Source organism: Streptomyces sp. NPDC028711 (assembly GCF_055565415.1).
Genome location: NZ_JBVHUJ010000003.1, coordinates 358371 through 375243, shown reverse-complemented (window position 1 = coordinate 375243; position 16873 = coordinate 358371). Strand labels below are relative to the sequence as shown.

The following is a 16873-nucleotide window of genomic DNA, read 5'->3' as shown; positions in this document are numbered from 1 at the left end:
GCCGGAACCGCCCTCTTTCGCCGTGCACCCGCCGCCCCTCACCCTGCGAAGAGGGGATGCAGCGGGCCACCGGGGGGCGCGATGTTCGAGCCGATGTCAGCACTGCCGTCAGCGCCGACACCGGACCCGCCCCGGGAGCTGCCGTCCGGGCCGCTCTACGTACCCGCGTTGCCCGCGCGCCGGAGCGCGCTCGCCGCGTACAGCCGGCTGGAACCCCGGGCACGCGCGTGCGTGACGCCGCTGTGGACCATCCCGCCCCGGGTCGGCGGCGCCCGCACCAGGGGCCGGCGGCCGCTCCACCCGCCCGACCCCGACCCCACGGCGCTCGCCGCCCATCTGCGGACCGCCCTGCGCCGCATCGAGGCCGCGCAGCGCGGCCGGCCCGCCTGGGTGGACGCCTTTCACACGGAGGACCCGACGGAGCTCATCGCCACGGACTTCTGGCTGACGGCGGCGGGTACCCCGCTCCGGCCGGTGACGGGCGTGGAGCGGACCCCGGCACAACAGACGGCCGGCGCGGAGGCCGCCGGTCTGAGCGGGAACGGCCTCGGCGTCCGCGTGTTCCCGACCGCGCTGCCCGACGAGATGCTGAGGGACCGGGTCGGCCGTCTCCTGGAACGGATCGCGTTCGCGCACTGCCCGGTGGACCTGCTGCTCGACCTGGGAGCCGTCGTCGACGAGCACAGCCCGGCGGAGAAGTGGGCGCTGCGCGCCCTCGGCCTGCTCGGCCCCCTCCACCCCTGGCGCACGGTCGTCGTCCTGGCCGGCTCCTTCCCCCGTACGTTCCCCGAGGCGTACGGAGCTCCCCTCGCGGAGGCGCACCGCTTCGACTGGGACCTCTGGCACACGCTCGTCGACGGGCCCGACCGCCCGGACCGGCACGTCGTCTACGGCGACTACGCGGCGGCGCACGCCGGGAGCGCCGACACACCCGGGGGCGCGGGCGGCGGTCCTCCGTGGGGCGTCGCGCGCTACACCACCGAGCGCACGTTCCTGCTCGTCCGGGTGCCCACCCACGGGGCCGACCGCGAGGACACGGTCCGCGAGCTGGTCCGGGAGATCGTGGACGCGGACGGCTTCAGGGGAGCGGAGTTCAGCGAGGGCGAGCGCTGGCTCGTCTCCTGTACGGCCGGCGGGGGGCGTCCGGGAGTCGGCACTCCCGAGGTCTGGCTGCGTGCGGGCCACATCCAGCACATGGCCCAGGTCGTCCGCGCCCTGCGGAGACGCCTGTGATTCCGCGTCCCTCCCCGCCTGCGTCGTCCGCCCGATTCGTCCCCGCCGAACTACCCTGGGAAGCGTGGCCGAGACCGTTCTCACCAACACCGGGCTCGACAGCTTCCTCGACGGAGCGCCCGAGCGCCGCGATCCCGTTTTCGTCCGTGCCGCCGAGGCGGTCCTGGGGCTGCTCGCGCTCCGGGGTGCCGACCGGGTGAGCGGACTGCCCGAGCCGACGCCCGCGCTCGTGCGGCAGCTGCTCGTCGAGGACCTGCCCGCGTTCGTGTACGCGGCACCAGGGGAGCTGAAGGCCTATCCCACGGTCCTCGGGGAGCTCGCCGGACGGTTCGACGGGGAGCTGCGTGAGCGCCTCGCCGCCGTCGTCGACGAGGCCGGGCCCGACTTCGAGCGGGCCATGTCCGACCCGGGGAACCTCACCTGGCACCGCTGGTACGCCTCCCTGCTGCGGGCCTGCGGCGCCAACCTGAGCGACCCCGAGGACGTACGGCGTCGGCTCCCCGCCCTCGACGGGGCCCCGCTGCCCGACGGGGTGCACCGGGCCGACCTCATGGGGCGTACGGCCCTCGCGGACGTCGTCCTCGCCGAGGCCCTCACACGCGCGTACGTACGGGACGCCGAGGAGCCGCCGCCCGCCGGGCCGCTGCTCACCGACCACGCCGTCGCGACCGGCATCGGGCAGGTGGCCGCCGCGCTCCAGGACCGGTGGACCGCCGCCGGTCTCGCCGAGCAGCTCGCCGGACCGTACGCCCGGTTCGCGCCGGGACCCGACGCCTTCCCCCACCTCGTGCTCGCCGACGCCCTGCTCGACGAGCACCTCGACCACTACGGCGACACCGCCTGCCCCGTACCGCCGCCGCCCGCGATCGAGCCGGGGCCCGTCGAGGAGGACGCCGACACCCTCATCACCGCCGTCGAGGAGCTCGCGGAGGAGGAGTTCGAGCCGTACGGCGGGGAGGCTCCGCATCTCCTGTACGTGGTCTACCGGCGCGGCTGCTCCGCCGAGTCCATCGCCCGCAAGGCCGCCGAGTACGAGGACTGGTCCGTCGACCCGGACCTGGAGGACCTGCCCGTACCGGTACCGGCCGAGGCGTCCGACGGGTACGCGCTGCCGCCGTTGCCCGAGCTCGTCCGGCTCCTCGGCACGGCCGGGCCGACCGAGGCCGACCGGGCCGGGCTCGAAGGCCCGGCCCGCGACCTGGCCGCCGTCGTCGACCGGCTCGCCGCCACCGGCCTCGTCTTCCGCGCCGGCGACGCCTTCGGGCTCACCCCGCGCGGCGCGGGCGCCGTGCGCTATCTGCTCCGGGTCCGGGGGATCGCCGCGCCCCGCGCCGCCGAGGTCCGGGAGTGGGCGGCGCCCGAGCTGGTCGCCGCCGCCGCGGGCTGGCCCGGCTGCGTCGCCTCCCGCGTCCTCGCCGACTGGCTCCACGCGCGCGTGGACACCGCCGGCGCCTGGTCCCAGCTGCTCGCCGCCCTCGGCACCGTCCACGCCGGCACCTCCGACGCGGCGGCCGTACGCGGCCTTTTCAACGCCCTCGACACGGCCGCCGCCCCGCCCGACGCCCTGCGCGGCGCCCTCCGGGACCCGGTGATCGGCGCGTACGCCCATCAGGCCCTGCGTCTGCGGGGCGAACCGTCCGACCTGATCCAGGTGGGCACCTCGGCGCGGGCCCTGTACATCCTCGACGCGCTGCCCGCGAAGAAGGGCCCCCTGGAAGCCCGCCGGACCGCCTTCGACACGGCGGCCGCGACCTGGCCCGGCGGGTCCGCCGCCCTGGTACGGGCGATGAGCGCGGCGGACCGCCACGAGACGGAGCGGGTCCTCGGCCCGCTCGGCCTCACCGCTCCCTGAACGTCACCCCGCGGTGAGGTACATGGAGGACGGTCCCGACCCCGCCGTGTTGCGGCAGCTGTGGTTGCCGGTGGGGCGGGCGTGGATCAGTGCAAGGCAGCGACCGAGGGCCTGCTGGCCGTAGGCGTTGGGGTGCATGGACTCCTGGACGAGGCCCTGGGTGCTCTGGCTGTCGATCCAGCGCGCCCACTCGCTCGTGGTTCCCGACGCGGGGGCGGTCGAGGTCACCTGACGGCTCGCCTTCGCACACACCTCGCGCCCCTGGAGCGTGTCCCGCAGGTCCATGAACTGCACGCCCTTGGCCGCGGCGACGCCCTTCAGGCGGTTGGCGATCTGCGGGACGAGGGAGTCGCGGGCCCAGTCGGAGTCGGCGTTCCAGAAGGGGCAGCCGCCGGTGTTGGTGCGGGTCCAGCCGCTCTCGGAGTACCGGTTGTCGGCGGCGCGGGGGATGGGGGAGGGGTACGACTGGAGGACGATCCGGTAGTCGGCGGAGCCGTATCCGGCGGCGGACATGACCGCCCGGATCTCGTCGACGGACTTGCCGACGTTCGCCATCACCCCGTCGATCTTCGCGTCGACCTCGGCCTGCTGGTCGTCGTGGCAGTACGAGTACCAGACGATGTAGCCGGTCGCGCAGGTGCTGATGATGTCGGCGAAGCCGAGGTCGTTGCCGCCGACCGAGAGCGCGATCAGCTCGACGTCGTGCGAGGCGGCGACCGCCGCCAGCTGGTCGGCCTGGGGGGCCTCGCCCTTGTAGGCCACGCCGCCCCGGGAGGCACGGAAGACGTTCTCCGTCGTCGCCCCGGAACAGGCCAGGTTGATGAGAGAGCTCGCGATCGGGCCCGCGCTCTTCACCTCGGCGGTGTCGGAGCGGTGACAGCCGCCCGCGGTGCTCCCGTACACCCGGGAAGGGTCGTACCCGCTGCCGGTCCAGGCGCGGTCGGTGCCGGTGCGGCTGCCGGAGTTGGTGAGGCTGTTGCCCAGCCAGCGGCCGGCCTCGCCGGAGATGTAGCTGTCGCCCATGGCGACGACGGCGGTGGGGCCGCTGCCGGGGGAGGCCTGAGCGGACGGAACGGCGACGGAGGCGAGCCCGGCGGCGGTACACAGAGCCAGGAACGCGCGCAGCGCGCGGTGGGGGGTCGAAGGCATGGCTGTGCTCCTGCGGTATGCGGTGCGCAGTGACGTGGGGGACAGCCGCCGGCCGGTGGCATGGCGGAATCTCGCACGCCCTGGCTTGTTACCGCTAGGTAGCTGCAGATCTCGGTTGCGTCACGTCCCCTGTGGGACGACAGGGCATACGACAGGGCCCCGCCCCCGGTGTTGTGCGACACCGGGGGCGGGGCCCTGTTCGGAAGGACTGCTACGGCAACTGTGCGGGCAGCCGGTCAGCCTGTCTCGTATCGCTGCGGTCAGCCGACCAGCTGCTCGTAGGCGGGCAGGGTCAGGAAGTCCGCGTAGTCCGCGTCGAGGGAGACGTGGAGCAGCAGGTCGTGGGCCTGCTGCCACTTGCCGGCCGCGAAGGCCTCCTCGCCGATCTCGGCGCGGATCGCGGCCAGTTCCTCGGCGGCGACCTTGCGGGCCAGCTCGGGGGTGGCCGTCTCGCCGGTCTCGAAGACGACACCCGCGTTGATCCACTGCCAGATCTGCGAGCGCGAGATCTCGGCGGTGGCCGCGTCCTCCATCAGGTTGAAGATGGCGACGGCGCCCAGGCCACGCAGCCACGCCTCGATGTAGCGGATGCCGACCTGCACCGCGCTCACCAGGCCGGCGTACGTGGGCTTCGCGTCCAGCGAGTCGATGGCGATCAGGTCGCCGGCCGCGACGGAGACGTCCTCGCGGAGGCGGTCCTTCTGGTTCGGCTTCTCGCCGAGGACGGCGTCGAAGGAGGCCATCGCGATCGGCACCAGGTCCGGGTGGGCGACCCAGGAGCCGTCGAAGCCGTCGCCGGCCTCGCGGTCCTTGTCGGCCTTGACCTTCTCGAAGGCCACCTTGTTGACATCGGCGTCCTTGCGGGACGGGATGAACGCCGCCATGCCGCCGATCGCGTGCGCGCCGCGCTTGTGGCAGGTGCGCACGAGGAGTTCGGTGTACGCGCGCATGAACGGGGCCGTCATCGTGACCGCGTTGCGGTCCGGCAGGACGAACTTGGCCCCGCCGTCACGGAAGTTCTTGACGATGGAGAACAGGTAGTCCCAGCGGCCCGCGTTCAAACCGGCGGCGTGCTCGCGGAGTTCGTAGAGGATCTCCTCCATCTCGTACGCGGCCGTGATGGTCTCGATGAGGACCGTGGCGCGGACGGTGCCCTGCGGGATGCCGACGTAGTCCTGGGCGAAGACGAAGATGTCGTTCCAGAGGCGGGCCTCCAGGTGCGACTCCGTCTTCGGCAGGTAGAAGTACGGGCCCTTGCCGAGGTCGATCAGGCGCTGCGCGTTGTGGAAGAAGTACAGGCCGAAGTCGACCAGCGCACCCGGCACCGGGCGTCCGTCGAAGGTGAGGTGACGCTCCTCCAGGTGCCAGCCACGCGGGCGCATGACGACCGTGGCGAGCTCACCGGCGGGCTTGAGGGCGTACGACTTGCCCGAGCGGGGGTCGGTGAAGTCGATGTTCCGGGTGTACGCGTCGATCAGGTTGAGCTGGCCCAGGACGACGTTCTCCCAGGTCGGCGCCGAGGCGTCCTCGAAGTCGGCGAGCCAGACCTTCGCGCCGGAGTTCAGCGCGTTGATCGTCATCTTGCGGTCGGTCGGGCCGGTGATCTCGACACGGCGGTCGTTCAGGGCCGCCGGGGCCGGAGCGACCTTCCAGGAGTCGTCGGCGCGGATCGCGGCGGTCTCCGGCAGGAAGTCCAGCGTGGAGGTACGGGCGATCTCGGCGCGGCGCTCCGCCCGGCGGGCGAGGAGCTCGTCCCGGCGCGGGGTGAACCGCCGGTGCAGTTCGGCGACGAAGGCCAGGGCGGCCTCTGTGAGCACCTCTTCCTGACGCGGCAGGGGCTCGGCATCGACGACGGCCAGGGGGGACGGCGCTGGTGCGGACATGAACTGTCACTTCCTTCAGCGGACTTCACGGGCGGTGCCAGGCGGCCGCCGGGCGTCGCGTGACGGCACGGAGTGCCGCCGGCGCCGAGATACGGCCGCAAGCGCCTTCTGTACGAGCAGGCGCTTCTGAACAGTGGATACTAGTTTCCTCATGGTGGAAGTTCAATGGTTTGTTGATGTCGAGATTCTCTGGATCGACAGATCGTGGCGCTCGGTGCCACGGCGTGCACACCGCGCTCACGCGCCCGCTCGCGCCCCTTCACTCCAGATGGGCCAGATCCGCCTCCGTGTCGATGTCGTACGGCTCGGCCACATCCGAACAGTCCACCGGCGTGATCGCATCCCGGTGCGCCGCCAGATAGTCCCGCGCGCCCCGGTCGCCCACCGCCGACGCGGCGATCCCCGCCCAGTGCCCGGCCCCGAACAGCACCGGATGGCCGCGCTCCCCGTCGTACGACGCCGCCGCCAGCGTCTCCCGCGAGCCGTACGCCGCCCGCACCCGCGCCACCGCCTCCGCCCCGATGCCCGGCTGGTCGACGAGCAGCACCAGGGCCGCGTCCACCCCGCGCGGATCGGCGGTCAGCGACACGAGCCCGGCCCGCAGCGAGGAACCCATTCCCTCCGCCCAGTCCGGGTTGTCCACCAGCACACAACCGGGCAGCTCCGCCCGCTCCCGCACCGCGTCGGCCGACGCGCCGAGCACCACATGCACCACCTCGCACCCGGCCGCGCGCAGCACCCCCACCGCGTGCTCCACCAGGGGCCGCCCCCGATGGGAGAGCAGCGCCTTGGGCCGTCCCCCGAGCCGCCGCCCGCCCCCGGCGGCGAGCAGCAGACCGGCGACGACGGGGGTTCGATCCTTCGCAGATGTCATGAGGAGTGCATACCGCATCAGGCGGAATGACACGGTCGCCTGAATTCCGTCCACCAAGGGTGGCGCGCCGGGGTGGCGAAGGAGTTAACTGGCCCGCGACTCGCGGCGCCCGGCCACCGACCGCCGGGTCGTCCCGGTCCGTGCGGTCTCTGGTGTGCGGTGTGTGTGGTGTGGTCGGTGTGTTCGGAGTACGGCGTTCTGCGCACAGTGTGGTGCGAGGGGGAGAACCGTGTTGCGAAGCGTGGGGCAGAGGCGAGTGACCGGCGAGGGCGTGGACCCCAGGGTGGCCGAACTGCGGTTCGCCGTGTCGCGGCTGCGGCGCGAACTGGCTGCCCATCGAGTGGAGTTCGCGGATCGCGGCATCGCCGAGGGAGAGCTCGCGGCCCTGGACGCGATGGCGCTCAGCGGCGCCCCCGAGGTACGGCGGCTGCGCCGCTCCCTGCTGATCGTCGCGGGCTGCGTCGGCTCCGTCAGCGCCCTCGCCGAGGGGCTCGCCGGGGTCCGCCGCGCCGTCGAACTCTTCGGGCCGCCGCCGGTCCAGGACCCGGGGCCCGCCGGCTGATCGGCCGGGCGCGCCGACTGAACGGCCGGGACCGCCGACTGATGGGCCGGGACCCGCCCCCGTCCAGGCCCCGGGGCCTACCGCCTGATCAGTCGGCGTGCCGTCGCCGTCGCCACCGCCGCCGTGCGCGAGTCCACGCCCAGCTTCGCGAAGATGTGCACCAGGTGGGACTTCACCGTCGCCTGGCTCAGGAACAGCGCCTTGCTGATCTGCTGGTTCGACAGGCCCTCGCCCACCAGCTGGAGCACCTCCAGCTCGCGCTTCGTCAGCGCCTCCGCCGGGGTCCGCATCCGGTCCATGAGCCGGTGCGCCACCGCCGGAGCCAGGGCCGACTGCCCGGCCGCCGCCGTCCGCACCGCCGCCGCCAGCTCCTCCGGCGGCGCGTCCTTCAGGAGGTAGCCGGAGGCGCCCGCCTCCACCGCCGCCAGGATGTCCGCGTCCGTGTCGTACGTCGTCAGGACCAGCACCTTCGGCCCGCCGGGCGCCGCCGTGATCGCCGCCGTCGCCTCCGAGCCGTGCATCCCGGAGCCGAACTGCAGGTCCATCAGGACCACGTCCACGCCCCCGGCGCCGGCCAGCTCCACCGCGCGCTCGGCGGTGGCCGCCTCCGCGACGACGGCGAAGTCCGGCTCCGTGTCGAGGACCGCGCGCAGACCCGCCCGTACGACCGGGTGGTCGTCGGCCAGGAGGAGACGGATGGTCATCGTTCAGACTCCAGCGGGGAGAGGGAGGGACACGGCGACCGCCGTGCCCTGGCCGGGCGCGGACTCCACGGTGAACGTGCCGCCGAGCGACTCCGCCCGCGAGCGCATCGCCGGAAGCCCGAAACCGCCGTCGGACGACGGAGGGCGTACGGCAGCGGGATCAAAGCCCTTGCCGTCGTCGACCACGTCCAGGGTGACCGAGGCGTCCATGAACGACAGCGTGATCTCCGCCCGCGAGGCCGCCGCGTGCCTGACCGTGTTCGCGAGCGCCGACTGCGCGATCCGCAGCAGCGCCACCTCGTACGGCGTCGGCAGCTCGACCGGCGTACCGCTGACCGAGAACCGGACCCGAGGCCCGGTGTCGCCCGGCCCGTACGCACGTGATCCGGCCCCCGGCTCGCACAGCCGCTCCAGCGCCCCCGCCAGGGACCCGTGCTCCAGATCCGGCGGTGAAAGGGCGCGGACGAAGCGCCTCGCCTCCGCCAGGTTGTCCTGCGCCGCCCGGCGCGCCCGGTCGATGTGGCCGGCGGCCGGGGAGCCCGGCGGCAGTGCCCGCTCGGCCGCCCGCAGCAGCAGCTGGATCGAGGACAGGCCCTGCGCGAGCGTGTCGTGGATCTCCCGCGCGAGCCGCTCCCGCTCCGCGAGCGTCCCCGCGTGCCGCTCCGCCGCCGCCAGCTCCGCCCGCGTCGTGATCAGCTCCTCGATGAGCCGGCGCCGCCGCTCGCTCTCCCGGTAGAGCGCCTGGTAGCCGAGGACCGTCGCCACCGCGACCGCCGCGCCGAGCAGCGGTCCGATGAAGACGCCCGGGTTGAGGGCGGCGCCGTGCCCCACGTACGAGAGGATCGCCGCGACCGCCGTCAGCGCCACCACCGGCAGAGACCAGCGCGCGGGCAGCAGATGCAGCTGCACGAAGTAGAGCGGGAAGGCGATCCAGAGCGCCTCCGGCGTCTGCCAGAGCAGCGCGAGCCAGGACGCGCCCAGGACCCCCAGCCACACGGCGGCCGCCCGCTGCGAACTCCGTACCGACGGCAGATACGAACCCGCCGCGTACACCGCGCCCGTCACCGCCGCGAGCGCCGTCCCCGCGGCCGACCCCGCCCGTACCGCCGCGAGCGCGAGCAGGCCCGCCATCAGCAGGTGCAGACAGAGACGCAGCGCGCGCAGGGCGGGCGTGAGGGACCGCCGGGCGGGGTGGAGGGGGGAAGGCGGCGTGGGGTGGGGGGAGGTAGGGGGAGCGGGGCGGGGGGAGGGGCGGGGAGCCATGATCCCTCCAGCGTAGACACCGGGCGACCATCCGGGCTCAACCGAAAGATTGATTACGGAGCCATCCGTGGCGCGATGCCGGAGCGGCGCCCTGCGGACCACTCTGGTCAGCATGTTCGTGGCATGGAGAGACCTCAGATTCGCCAAGGGGCGATTCGCCCTCATGGGCACCGTGATCGTGCTGATCACCCTGCTCGTGGGGTTGCTGTCAGGGCTGACCGCCGGGCTCGCGCGGGAGAACATCTCCGCGATCACCGGGCTGCCCGCCGACCGGCTGGCCTTCGCGGCGCCGCCGTCCGGGCAGTCGGTCTCCTTCACCAACTCGACGGTGACGGAGGAGCAGTGGCGCCGCTGGTCGGAGCGGCCCGGGGTGACGGCCGCGGCACCGCTCGGCATCCGTACCCTCAACGCCGCCGCCGGGGACCGTACCGCCGCCGTGTCCGCCTTCGGCACCGAGCCGGGGGCCGGGCTCGCGCCCGTGAACCCCGGCGCCGGGAAGGCAATCCTGTCCGAGTCGGCGGCCGAGGAACTGGCCGTGACCACGGGTGACGCCGTCCGCCTCGGCCCGCTGGAGCTCGTCGTCGCGGCGGTCGCGGGCGACGCCTCGTACAGCCACACCCCCGTGGTGTGGACCTCCCTCGACGACTGGCAGCGGCTCGGCCACAGCGGCACGACCACGCGGGAACAGGCCACCGTCATCGCGCTGCGCGGGGGTGAGGGAGCCGACTGGGCGGCCGGAGACAAGGCCGTCGGCACCGAGGCGCGGACCGTCGACGGGGCCCTCACCGCCATAGCGTCCTACCAGGCCGAGAACGGCTCGCTCCAGCTCATGCGCGGGTTCCTCTTCGTCATCTCCGCGCTGGTCATAGGAGCCTTCTTCACCGTCTGGACCATCCAGCGCAGCGGTGACGTCGCCGTCCTCAAGGCGCTCGGCGCCTCCACCCCGTACCTCCTCAGGGACGCCCTCGGGCAGGCCGTCCTCATGCTCGGCGGGGGCACGCTGCTCGGCACCGCGCTCGCCGTCGGCATCGGTGCCCTGGTCAGCGGCGGCAACGTGCCGTTCCTCCTGGAACCGCTCACCGTCCTCGGCCCGGCCGCCGTGATCATCGTCCTCGGCGTGCTCGGCGCGGCGCTGTCCATCCGGCGGATCACCTCCGTCGACCCGCTCACCGCCCTCGGGAGCGCCCGATGATTCCCGCCCTCGATGCCGTCACCCCGCCCCGGAGCAGCCCATGAGTCTCGTCCTCGACGCCGTCACCCTCACCTACCCCGATGGGGAAGGCCGCCTCACCGCCCTCGACGACGTCTCCCTCACCGTCCCCGCCGGTACGCTCACGGCGGTCGTCGGTCCCTCGGGCTCCGGCAAGTCCAGCCTGCTCGCGGTCGCCGCGACCCTGGTGACCCCGGACCGGGGCGGGGTCGTCGTCGCCGGTACGGACACGGGGCCGCTCACCCCCGCCGCCCGCGCCGAGCTGCGCCGCGAGCACATCGGGATCGTCTTCCAGCAGCCCAACCTGCTGCCCTCGCTGAGCGCGGCCGAGCAGCTGCAGGTGATGGCCCATCTGTCCGGGCGCGCGCCGAAGGCGGTACGGGACCGGGCCATGGAACTCCTCGACGCCGTGGGCCTCGCGGACCAGGCCCGTCGCAGGCCGCACCAGCTGTCGGGTGGTCAGCGGCAGCGGGTGAACATCGCGCGGGCCCTGATGAACGAGCCGTCCGTGCTCCTCGTCGACGAGCCGACCAGCGCGCTCGACCACGAACGGGGGGCGGCGATCATGGACTTGCTCGCCTCGCTGACGGTGGAGCGGGGCACGGCGACGGTGCTGGTCACCCACGACCGTACCCACGTCGCCCGCGCGGACCACGTGGTGACGATGCGGGACGGCCGGCTCGTCTAGGGGGTCCGCGACGGCGGGAGCGCGTCAGCTCCCGCCGTTGCCCGCCGTGTTCGCGAGCGCCGCCGACAGTTCGCGGGCGACCTCCTGGAGGATCGGGACGATCTTCTCCGTCGCCGCCTCCGTCACCCGGCCCGCCGGGCCCGAGATGGAGATCGCCGCCGCGGTGGGGGAGTCGGGCACCGACACCGCGAGGCAGCGGACTCCTATCTCCTGCTCGTTGTCGTCGACCGCGTACCCCGTCTCGCGGACGGCGACGAGCGCGTCGAGGAAGCCCTCCGGCGTGGTGATCGTCTTCTCGGTCGCGGCCGGCATGCCGGTACGGGCGAGCAGCGCGCGCACCTCCTCCGCCGGGGTGTGCGCGAGGAGCGCCTTGCCGACGCCGGTGGAGTGCGGCAGCACCCGGCGGCCGACCTCGGTGAACATGCGCATCGAGTGCTTGGACGGCACCTGCGCCACGTACACGATCTCGTCGCCGTCGAGCAGCGCCATGTTCGCCGTCTCGCCGGTCTCCTCGACGAGCCGCGCCAGGTACGGGCGGGCCCAGGTGCCGAGGAGGCGGGAGGCGGACTCGCCGAGCCGGATGAGCCGGGGGCCGAGCGCGTACCGCCGGTTGGGCTGCTGACGCACATAGCCGCAGGCGACCAGGGTGCGCATCAGACGGTGGATGGTGGGGAGCGGGAGTCCGCTGCTGGCGGAGAGCTCGCTCAGCCCGACCTCGCCCCCGGCGTCGGCCATCCGCTCCAGGAGGTCGAAGGCACGCTCAAGGGACTGGACGCCCCCGCTCGCGGCGGGTTTGGCGGCGTCGGTGGTGCTGGCGCTGGACGTCGGCACGTCAACGGTCCTTTCGAGGCAGGCGGGCAAGGCTGCAGCCTACCGGGCCCCCGGCCGGGGCACATGGCCCCGGTACCGGCGTACGGGCCGGTCAGGGGGTGTTTGTCCGGTGTCGGCGCGGGCCCGGCGGGGCCGGGGTCCGCCCCGCATGTGCGGAGCTACGTTCTACTGTACGGAATTCTGATTCCACTTTGTGGAAACATCCAAGCATGGTTCGTCGGCGTCCGATGCTGGAAGTGTGCCCTTGACGACATGTCGCCCGGAAGTGAACACTCCCTTTCAACAGTTCGTTGAAATAACCGCTGCAGTGCTTGAAGAAGGGGTACGGGTGGACGTCAACCTGGTCCTGCGCTCGACGCGTGTCATCACCCCCGAGGGGACGCGCCCGGCGTCGATCGCCGTCTCCGGAGGGACGATCGCGGCCGTGCTGCCGTACGACGCCGAGGTACCCGACGGCGCCCGGCTCGAGGACGTCGGCGACGACGTCGTCCTGCCCGGACTCGTCGACACCCACGTGCACGTGAACGACCCCGGCCGCACCGAGTGGGAGGGCTTCTGGACCGCCACCCGCGCGGCCGCCGCCGGCGGCATCACCACCCTCCTCGACATGCCGCTCAACTCCCTGCCCCCGACCACGACCGTGGAGAACCTGCGCGTCAAGCAGGAGGTCGCCCGCAGCAAGGCCCACATCGACGTCGGTTTCTGGGGCGGTGCCCTGCCCGACAACGTCAAGGACCTGCGGCCCCTCCACGACGCCGGCGTCTTCGGATTCAAGTGCTTCCTCTCGCCGTCCGGCGTCGAGGAGTTCCCCGAGCTCGACCAGGAGCAGCTGGCGACCTCGCTCGCCGAGATCTCCGGCTTCGACGGGCTGATGATCGTGCACGCCGAGGACCCCCACCACCTCGCCGCCGCGCCTCAGCGCTCGGGCGGCGCGTACGCCGACTTCCTCGCCTCGCGGCCCCGCGACGCCGAGAACACGGCGATCGAGAACCTGATCAATCAGGCGCGCCGGCTGAACGCCCGCGTGCACGTCCTCCACCTCTCCTCGTCCGACGCGCTGCCGCTCCTCGCCGCCGCCAAGGCCGAGGGCGTCAAGGTCACCGTCGAGTCCTGCCCGCACTTCCTCACGCTCACCGCCGAGGAGATCCCGGACGGCGCCACCGAGTTCAAGTGCTGCCCGCCCATCCGGGAGGCCGCCAACCAGGACGCCCTCTGGCAGGGCCTCGCCGACGGCACCATCGACTGCGTCGTCTCCGACCACTCCCCGTCCACCGCCGACCTCAAGACGCCCGACTTCGCCTCCGCCTGGGGCGGCATCTCCTCCCTCCAGCTCGGCCTGCCCGCCATCTGGACCGAGGCCCGCCGCCGCGGCCACACCCTGGAGGACGTCGTCCGCTGGATGTCCGAGGGCCCGGCCCGGCTCGCCGGACTCACCCGCAAGGGCGCCATCGAGGCCGGCCGCGACGCCGACTTCGCCGTCCTCGCCCCGGACGCCACCTTCACCGTCGACCCGGCCGAGCTCCAGCACCGCAACCGGATCACCGCCTACGCGGGCAAGACCCTCAGCGGCGTCGTCACCTCCACCTGGCTGCGCGGAGAGCGCATCGTCGACCGCGGCACCCTCGCCGAGCCGACCGGCCGCCTCCTCGAAAGGAACAACTGACCCGTGAGCACCGGCATACCCTCCTTCACCGGCGACGCCAGCCCCTACGGCGGCGGCGACCCGTACGCCGACTACCGCACGGCCGAGTTCCCCTTCACCCGGTACGCGGACCTCGCCGACCGCCGCCTCGGCGCGGGCGTCATCGCCGCCAACGACGAGTTCTTCGCGGAGCGCGAGAACCTGCTCAAGCCCGACGCCGCCGAGTTCGACCCCGAGCACTTCGGCCACAAGGGCAAGATCATGGACGGCTGGGAGACCCGCCGCCGCCGTGGCGTCTCCGCCCAGCAGCCGCACCCCACCGAGGACGACCACGACTGGGCGCTCGTACGCCTCGGCGCGCCCGGCGTCGTCCGCGGCATCGTCGTCGACACGGCCCACTTCCGCGGCAACTACCCGCAGGCCGTCTCCGTCGAGGCCGCCTCCGTCGCCGGCTCGCCCTCGCCCGATGAGCTCCTCGCCGACGACGTGAAGTGGACGACGCTCGTCCCGCGCACCGCCGTCGGCGGCCACGCCGCCAACGGCTTCGCCGTCGACGTCGAGCAGCGCTTCACCCACCTCCGCGTCAACCAGCACCCCGACGGCGGCATCGCCCGCCTCCGCGTGTACGGCGAGGTCGCCCCCGACCCGGCGTGGCTCGCCGTCCTGGGGACCTTCGACCTCGCGGCTCTTGAGAACGGCGGCCAGGTCGAGGACGCCTCCGACCGCTTCTACTCCCCGGCCACCAACACCATCCAGCCGGGCCGCTCCCGCAAGATGGACGACGGCTGGGAGACGCGCCGCCGCCGCGACAAGGGCAACGACTGGATCCGCTACCAGCTGGCCGCCGAGTCCGAGATCCGCGCCGTCGAGATCGACACCGCGTACCTCAAGGGCAACAGCGCCGGCTGGGCCGCGCTCTCCGTCGCCGCCGAGGGCTCCGAGGAGTGGACCGAGATCCTGCCCAGGACCCGCCTCCAGCCCGACACCAACCACCGGTTCGTCCTGGACACCCCGGCGGTCGGCTCCCGCGTCCGGATCGACATCTACCCGGACGGCGGCATCTCCCGCCTCCGCCTCTTCGGCTCCCTGACCGAGGCCGGTACGGCACGGCTGACCGCCCGCCACCAGGAACTGGGTGGCTGACCGGCTCCACCTGACCTGGGCGGGTACGACACCCCGCCCGGCCCGCGAGGGCGCACCGACCCGACAGCACGGTGCGCCCTCGCTCCCCCCTTTTTTTGGGCTCGGTTCTCCTCCGGGGCGCTCAAGCCGGGCTTACTGGGGCGACCGTGCTCGCCTCCCTCGTTCCTCGGGAGGCTCCGCGCGCTCGACCCTGTTCCCCCGGCCGCGCCCCTTCGGCTCACTCGCCGGGCCCTGCCCACCCGGCGTCGTGTCAGGCCGCGTGCCCCCCGTCCACCGAGAACTCCGCGCCCGTCACGTACCGGCCCTCCGGCCCCGCCAGGAAGGCGACCATCGCGGCCACCTCGTCCGGGGTGCCGAAGCGGCCCAGGGCCGTCATCGCCGCCTGGCCCTCCGCGTACGGGCCGTCCGCCGGGTTCATGTCCGTGTCGACGGGGCCCGGGTGGACGATGTTGGCCGTGATGCCGCGCCCGCCCAGCTCCCGGGCGAGCGCCTTCGTCAGGCCGACGAGCGCCGACTTGCTGGTGGCGTACAGCGTGCCGCCCGGGCCCGGCACCCGCTGGGTCATGCACGTGCCGATCGTGACGATCCGCCCGCCCTCCGGCAGGCGCGGGGACGCCGCCTGCGAGGCGAGGAAGGCCGCCCGGACGTTGACCGCGAGGACCCGGTCGACGTCGGCGAGGGTCAGGGACTCCAGGGGGCCGAGGACCCCGGCACCCACGTTGTTCACGAGGACGTCGAGCCGTCCCAGGGCGTCCGCCGCCCAGTTCACCGCTCCCGCCGCGTCCCCGGCGTCGGCCGCGTCCGCCCGCAGGGGGAGCGCCCTGCGTCCGGCCGCCTCGATCAGCGCGGCGACCTCCTTGGCCCGGGTCTCGTCCTGGACGTAGGTGAAGGCCACGTCGGCGCCCTCACGGGCCAGACGTACGGCCGTGGCCGCGCCGATCCCCCGGCTTCCGCCCGTCACCAGAACCGCCGTGCCGTTCATCGTGCCGCTCATCGTGCTGTGCGTCGTGGACATCCCGGAACCTCCGTGTGAAGTCATCAAGTGGTTGCGGGTTCAATGAAAGTCGGTGGGGCGGCCCCGCGCTGGCGGGTATCGGACGCCGACCCGGACACCGATGAGTTCCCTCCGGCGGCGCGGTCAGAGCTTCCAGGACACGATGGTCCGGAGAACAGAAAGGGCACCCACCATGGCCACCCTCAGCCTCACCCAGTTCCTCACCCTCGACGGCGTCCACCAGGCCCCCGGCGGCCCGCAGGAGGACCCGAGCGGCGGCTTCGAGCACGGCGGCTGGTCCGTGCCGTTCGGCGACGAGGACTTCGGGCAGTACATGAACGAGGTCTTCACCCGCCCGACCGCCTTCCTCCTCGGCCGCCGCACGTACGAGATCTTCGCGAGCTACTGGCCGCGGCACGACGACCCCGACGACCCGATCGCCTCCAAGCTCAACGCCCTCCCCAAGTACGTCGCCACCACCACCCTCGACTCCGCCGACTGGGCCGGGACCACGCTCCTGCGCGGCGACGTGGTGAAGGAGGTCGCCGACCTCAAGGAGAGCGTCGACGGCGAGATCCAGATGCACGGCAGCGGCGGCCTCGCCCGGACCCTGCTCGACCACGACCTGATCGACACCCTGCACCTGCTCGTCTTCCCGGTGGTCCTCGGCACCGGCCGCCGTCTCTTCTCCGAGGGCGTCCGCCCCACCGCCTTCCGCACCACCGCGTCGAGCACCACGGCGTCGGGCGTCGCCTGCCTCACGTACGAGCGGACGGGACGTCCCGAGTACGGCAGCTACTGACGACGTCCCGAGTGCGGCAGCCTCCGACACGGAGGCCGAGGGA

At 73.3% G+C, this 16873-nt stretch carries 15 protein-coding genes; 8 read left to right on the top strand and 7 right to left on the bottom strand.

Annotation, left to right across the window (positions count from 1 at the left end):
* Positions 1–93: 93 nt before the first annotated feature.
* Entirely contained in the window at positions 94–1233 is a 1140-nt protein-coding gene (locus ACZ4VK_RS12730) for a beta family protein (RefSeq protein WP_468351402.1), read from the top strand.
* A 64-nt stretch (positions 1234–1297) separates the two neighbouring features.
* A complete protein-coding gene (locus tag ACZ4VK_RS12725) occupies positions 1298–3085 on the top strand; it encodes a hypothetical protein (protein WP_468351400.1) in 1788 nt (595 codons plus the stop codon).
* A 3-nt stretch (positions 3086–3088) separates the two neighbouring features.
* Here the strand turns inward: ACZ4VK_RS12725 and ACZ4VK_RS12720 are convergent, their stop codons facing one another.
* The 3 genes from ACZ4VK_RS12720 to ACZ4VK_RS12710 form a co-directional block, all read right to left on the bottom strand.
* Positions 3089–4234 carry a GDSL-type esterase/lipase family protein gene (locus ACZ4VK_RS12720; RefSeq protein WP_468351398.1) on the bottom strand — a complete coding sequence of 382 codons (1146 nt, stop codon included), beginning with the start codon at positions 4232–4234 and terminating at the stop codon, positions 3089–3091.
* Positions 4235–4494: 260 nt separating this feature from the next.
* Positions 4495–6117 (bottom strand): malate synthase A, encoded by a 1623-nt coding sequence (aceB, locus tag ACZ4VK_RS12715; protein ID WP_468351396.1) that lies wholly within the window; start codon positions 6115–6117, stop codon positions 4495–4497.
* 259 nt (positions 6118–6376) lie between these two features.
* A complete protein-coding gene (locus ACZ4VK_RS12710) occupies positions 6377–6991 on the bottom strand; it encodes a nucleotidyltransferase family protein (protein ID WP_468351394.1) in 615 nt (204 codons plus the stop codon).
* A 229-nt stretch (positions 6992–7220) separates the two neighbouring features.
* Here ACZ4VK_RS12710 and ACZ4VK_RS12705 point away from each other — a divergent pair, with 229 nt between their 5' ends.
* Entirely contained in the window at positions 7221–7553 is a 333-nt protein-coding gene (locus tag ACZ4VK_RS12705; protein WP_468351392.1) for a DUF5955 family protein, read from the top strand.
* Positions 7554–7630: 77 nt separating this feature from the next.
* Here the strand turns inward: ACZ4VK_RS12705 and ACZ4VK_RS12700 are convergent, their stop codons facing one another.
* Entirely contained in the window at positions 7631–8257 is a 627-nt protein-coding gene (locus tag ACZ4VK_RS12700) for a response regulator (protein WP_468351390.1), read from the bottom strand.
* A 3-nt stretch (positions 8258–8260) separates the two neighbouring features.
* On the bottom strand, positions 8261–9388 hold the full coding sequence (locus ACZ4VK_RS12695) for a sensor histidine kinase (protein WP_468352030.1): 1128 nt from the start codon (positions 9386–9388) through the stop codon (positions 8261–8263).
* Between the two features lie 244 nt (positions 9389–9632).
* On the opposite strand from ACZ4VK_RS12695, the gene ACZ4VK_RS12690 reads away from it, so the two are divergent.
* Positions 9633–10712 carry an ABC transporter permease gene (locus ACZ4VK_RS12690; RefSeq protein WP_468351388.1) on the top strand — a complete coding sequence of 360 codons (1080 nt, stop codon included), beginning with the start codon at positions 9633–9635 and terminating at the stop codon, positions 10710–10712.
* A 40-nt stretch (positions 10713–10752) separates the two neighbouring features.
* Positions 10753–11418: an ABC transporter ATP-binding protein gene (locus ACZ4VK_RS12685; protein ID WP_468351385.1), complete on the top strand. Its 666-nt coding sequence runs from the start codon at positions 10753–10755 to the stop codon at positions 11416–11418.
* Positions 11419–11442: 24 nt separating this feature from the next.
* On the opposite strand, the gene ACZ4VK_RS12680 is transcribed toward ACZ4VK_RS12685, so the two are convergent.
* Positions 11443–12249 carry an IclR family transcriptional regulator gene (locus ACZ4VK_RS12680; protein WP_468351383.1) on the bottom strand — a complete coding sequence of 269 codons (807 nt, stop codon included), beginning with the start codon at positions 12247–12249 and terminating at the stop codon, positions 11443–11445.
* Positions 12250–12577: 328 nt separating this feature from the next.
* Here ACZ4VK_RS12680 and allB point away from each other — a divergent pair, with 328 nt between their 5' ends.
* The gene (gene allB / locus ACZ4VK_RS12675; RefSeq protein ID WP_468351381.1) at positions 12578–13912 is read left to right on the top strand and encodes an allantoinase AllB; all 1335 of its coding nucleotides are present in this window, start codon (positions 12578–12580) and stop codon (positions 13910–13912) included.
* A gap of 3 nt (positions 13913–13915) precedes the next feature.
* Positions 13916–15034 (top strand): allantoicase, encoded by a 1119-nt coding sequence (gene alc / locus ACZ4VK_RS12670; protein WP_468351380.1) that lies wholly within the window; start codon positions 13916–13918, stop codon positions 15032–15034.
* A gap of 250 nt (positions 15035–15284) precedes the next feature.
* Here alc and ACZ4VK_RS12665 read toward each other — a convergent pair whose 3' ends face one another.
* Entirely contained in the window at positions 15285–16049 is a 765-nt protein-coding gene (locus tag ACZ4VK_RS12665; RefSeq protein WP_468351378.1) for an SDR family NAD(P)-dependent oxidoreductase, read from the bottom strand.
* Between the two features lie 172 nt (positions 16050–16221).
* Here ACZ4VK_RS12665 and ACZ4VK_RS12660 point away from each other — a divergent pair, with 172 nt between their 5' ends.
* Positions 16222–16830: a dihydrofolate reductase family protein gene (locus ACZ4VK_RS12660; protein ID WP_468351376.1), complete on the top strand. Its 609-nt coding sequence runs from the start codon at positions 16222–16224 to the stop codon at positions 16828–16830.
* The last annotated feature ends 43 nt before the right edge of the window (positions 16831–16873 follow it).

Excerpts from the sequence above, each read along its gene's own strand:
- ACZ4VK_RS12730 (WP_468351402.1), top strand. The coding sequence starts at position 94 with ATGTCAGCACTGCCGTCAGCGCCGACACCGGACCCGCCCCGGGAGCTG.
- ACZ4VK_RS12695 (WP_468352030.1), bottom strand. The coding sequence starts at position 9,388 with ATGGCGGGCCTGCTCGCGCTCGCGGCGGTACGGGCGGGGTCGGCCGCG.
- ACZ4VK_RS12685 (WP_468351385.1), top strand. The coding sequence starts at position 10,753 with ATGAGTCTCGTCCTCGACGCCGTCACCCTCACCTACCCCGATGGGGAA.
- ACZ4VK_RS12700 (WP_468351390.1), bottom strand. The coding sequence starts at position 8,257 with ATGACCATCCGTCTCCTCCTGGCCGACGACCACCCGGTCGTACGGGCG.
- ACZ4VK_RS12660 (WP_468351376.1), top strand. The coding sequence starts at position 16,222 with ATGGCCACCCTCAGCCTCACCCAGTTCCTCACCCTCGACGGCGTCCAC.
- ACZ4VK_RS12720 (WP_468351398.1), bottom strand. The coding sequence starts at position 4,234 with ATGCCTTCGACCCCCCACCGCGCGCTGCGCGCGTTCCTGGCTCTGTGT.
- ACZ4VK_RS12665 (WP_468351378.1), bottom strand. The coding sequence starts at position 16,049 with ATGTCCACGACGCACAGCACGATGAGCGGCACGATGAACGGCACGGCG.
- ACZ4VK_RS12690 (WP_468351388.1), top strand. The coding sequence starts at position 9,633 with ATGTTCGTGGCATGGAGAGACCTCAGATTCGCCAAGGGGCGATTCGCC.
- ACZ4VK_RS12710 (WP_468351394.1), bottom strand. The coding sequence starts at position 6,991 with ATGACATCTGCGAAGGATCGAACCCCCGTCGTCGCCGGTCTGCTGCTC.
- aceB (WP_468351396.1), bottom strand. The coding sequence starts at position 6,117 with ATGTCCGCACCAGCGCCGTCCCCCCTGGCCGTCGTCGATGCCGAGCCC.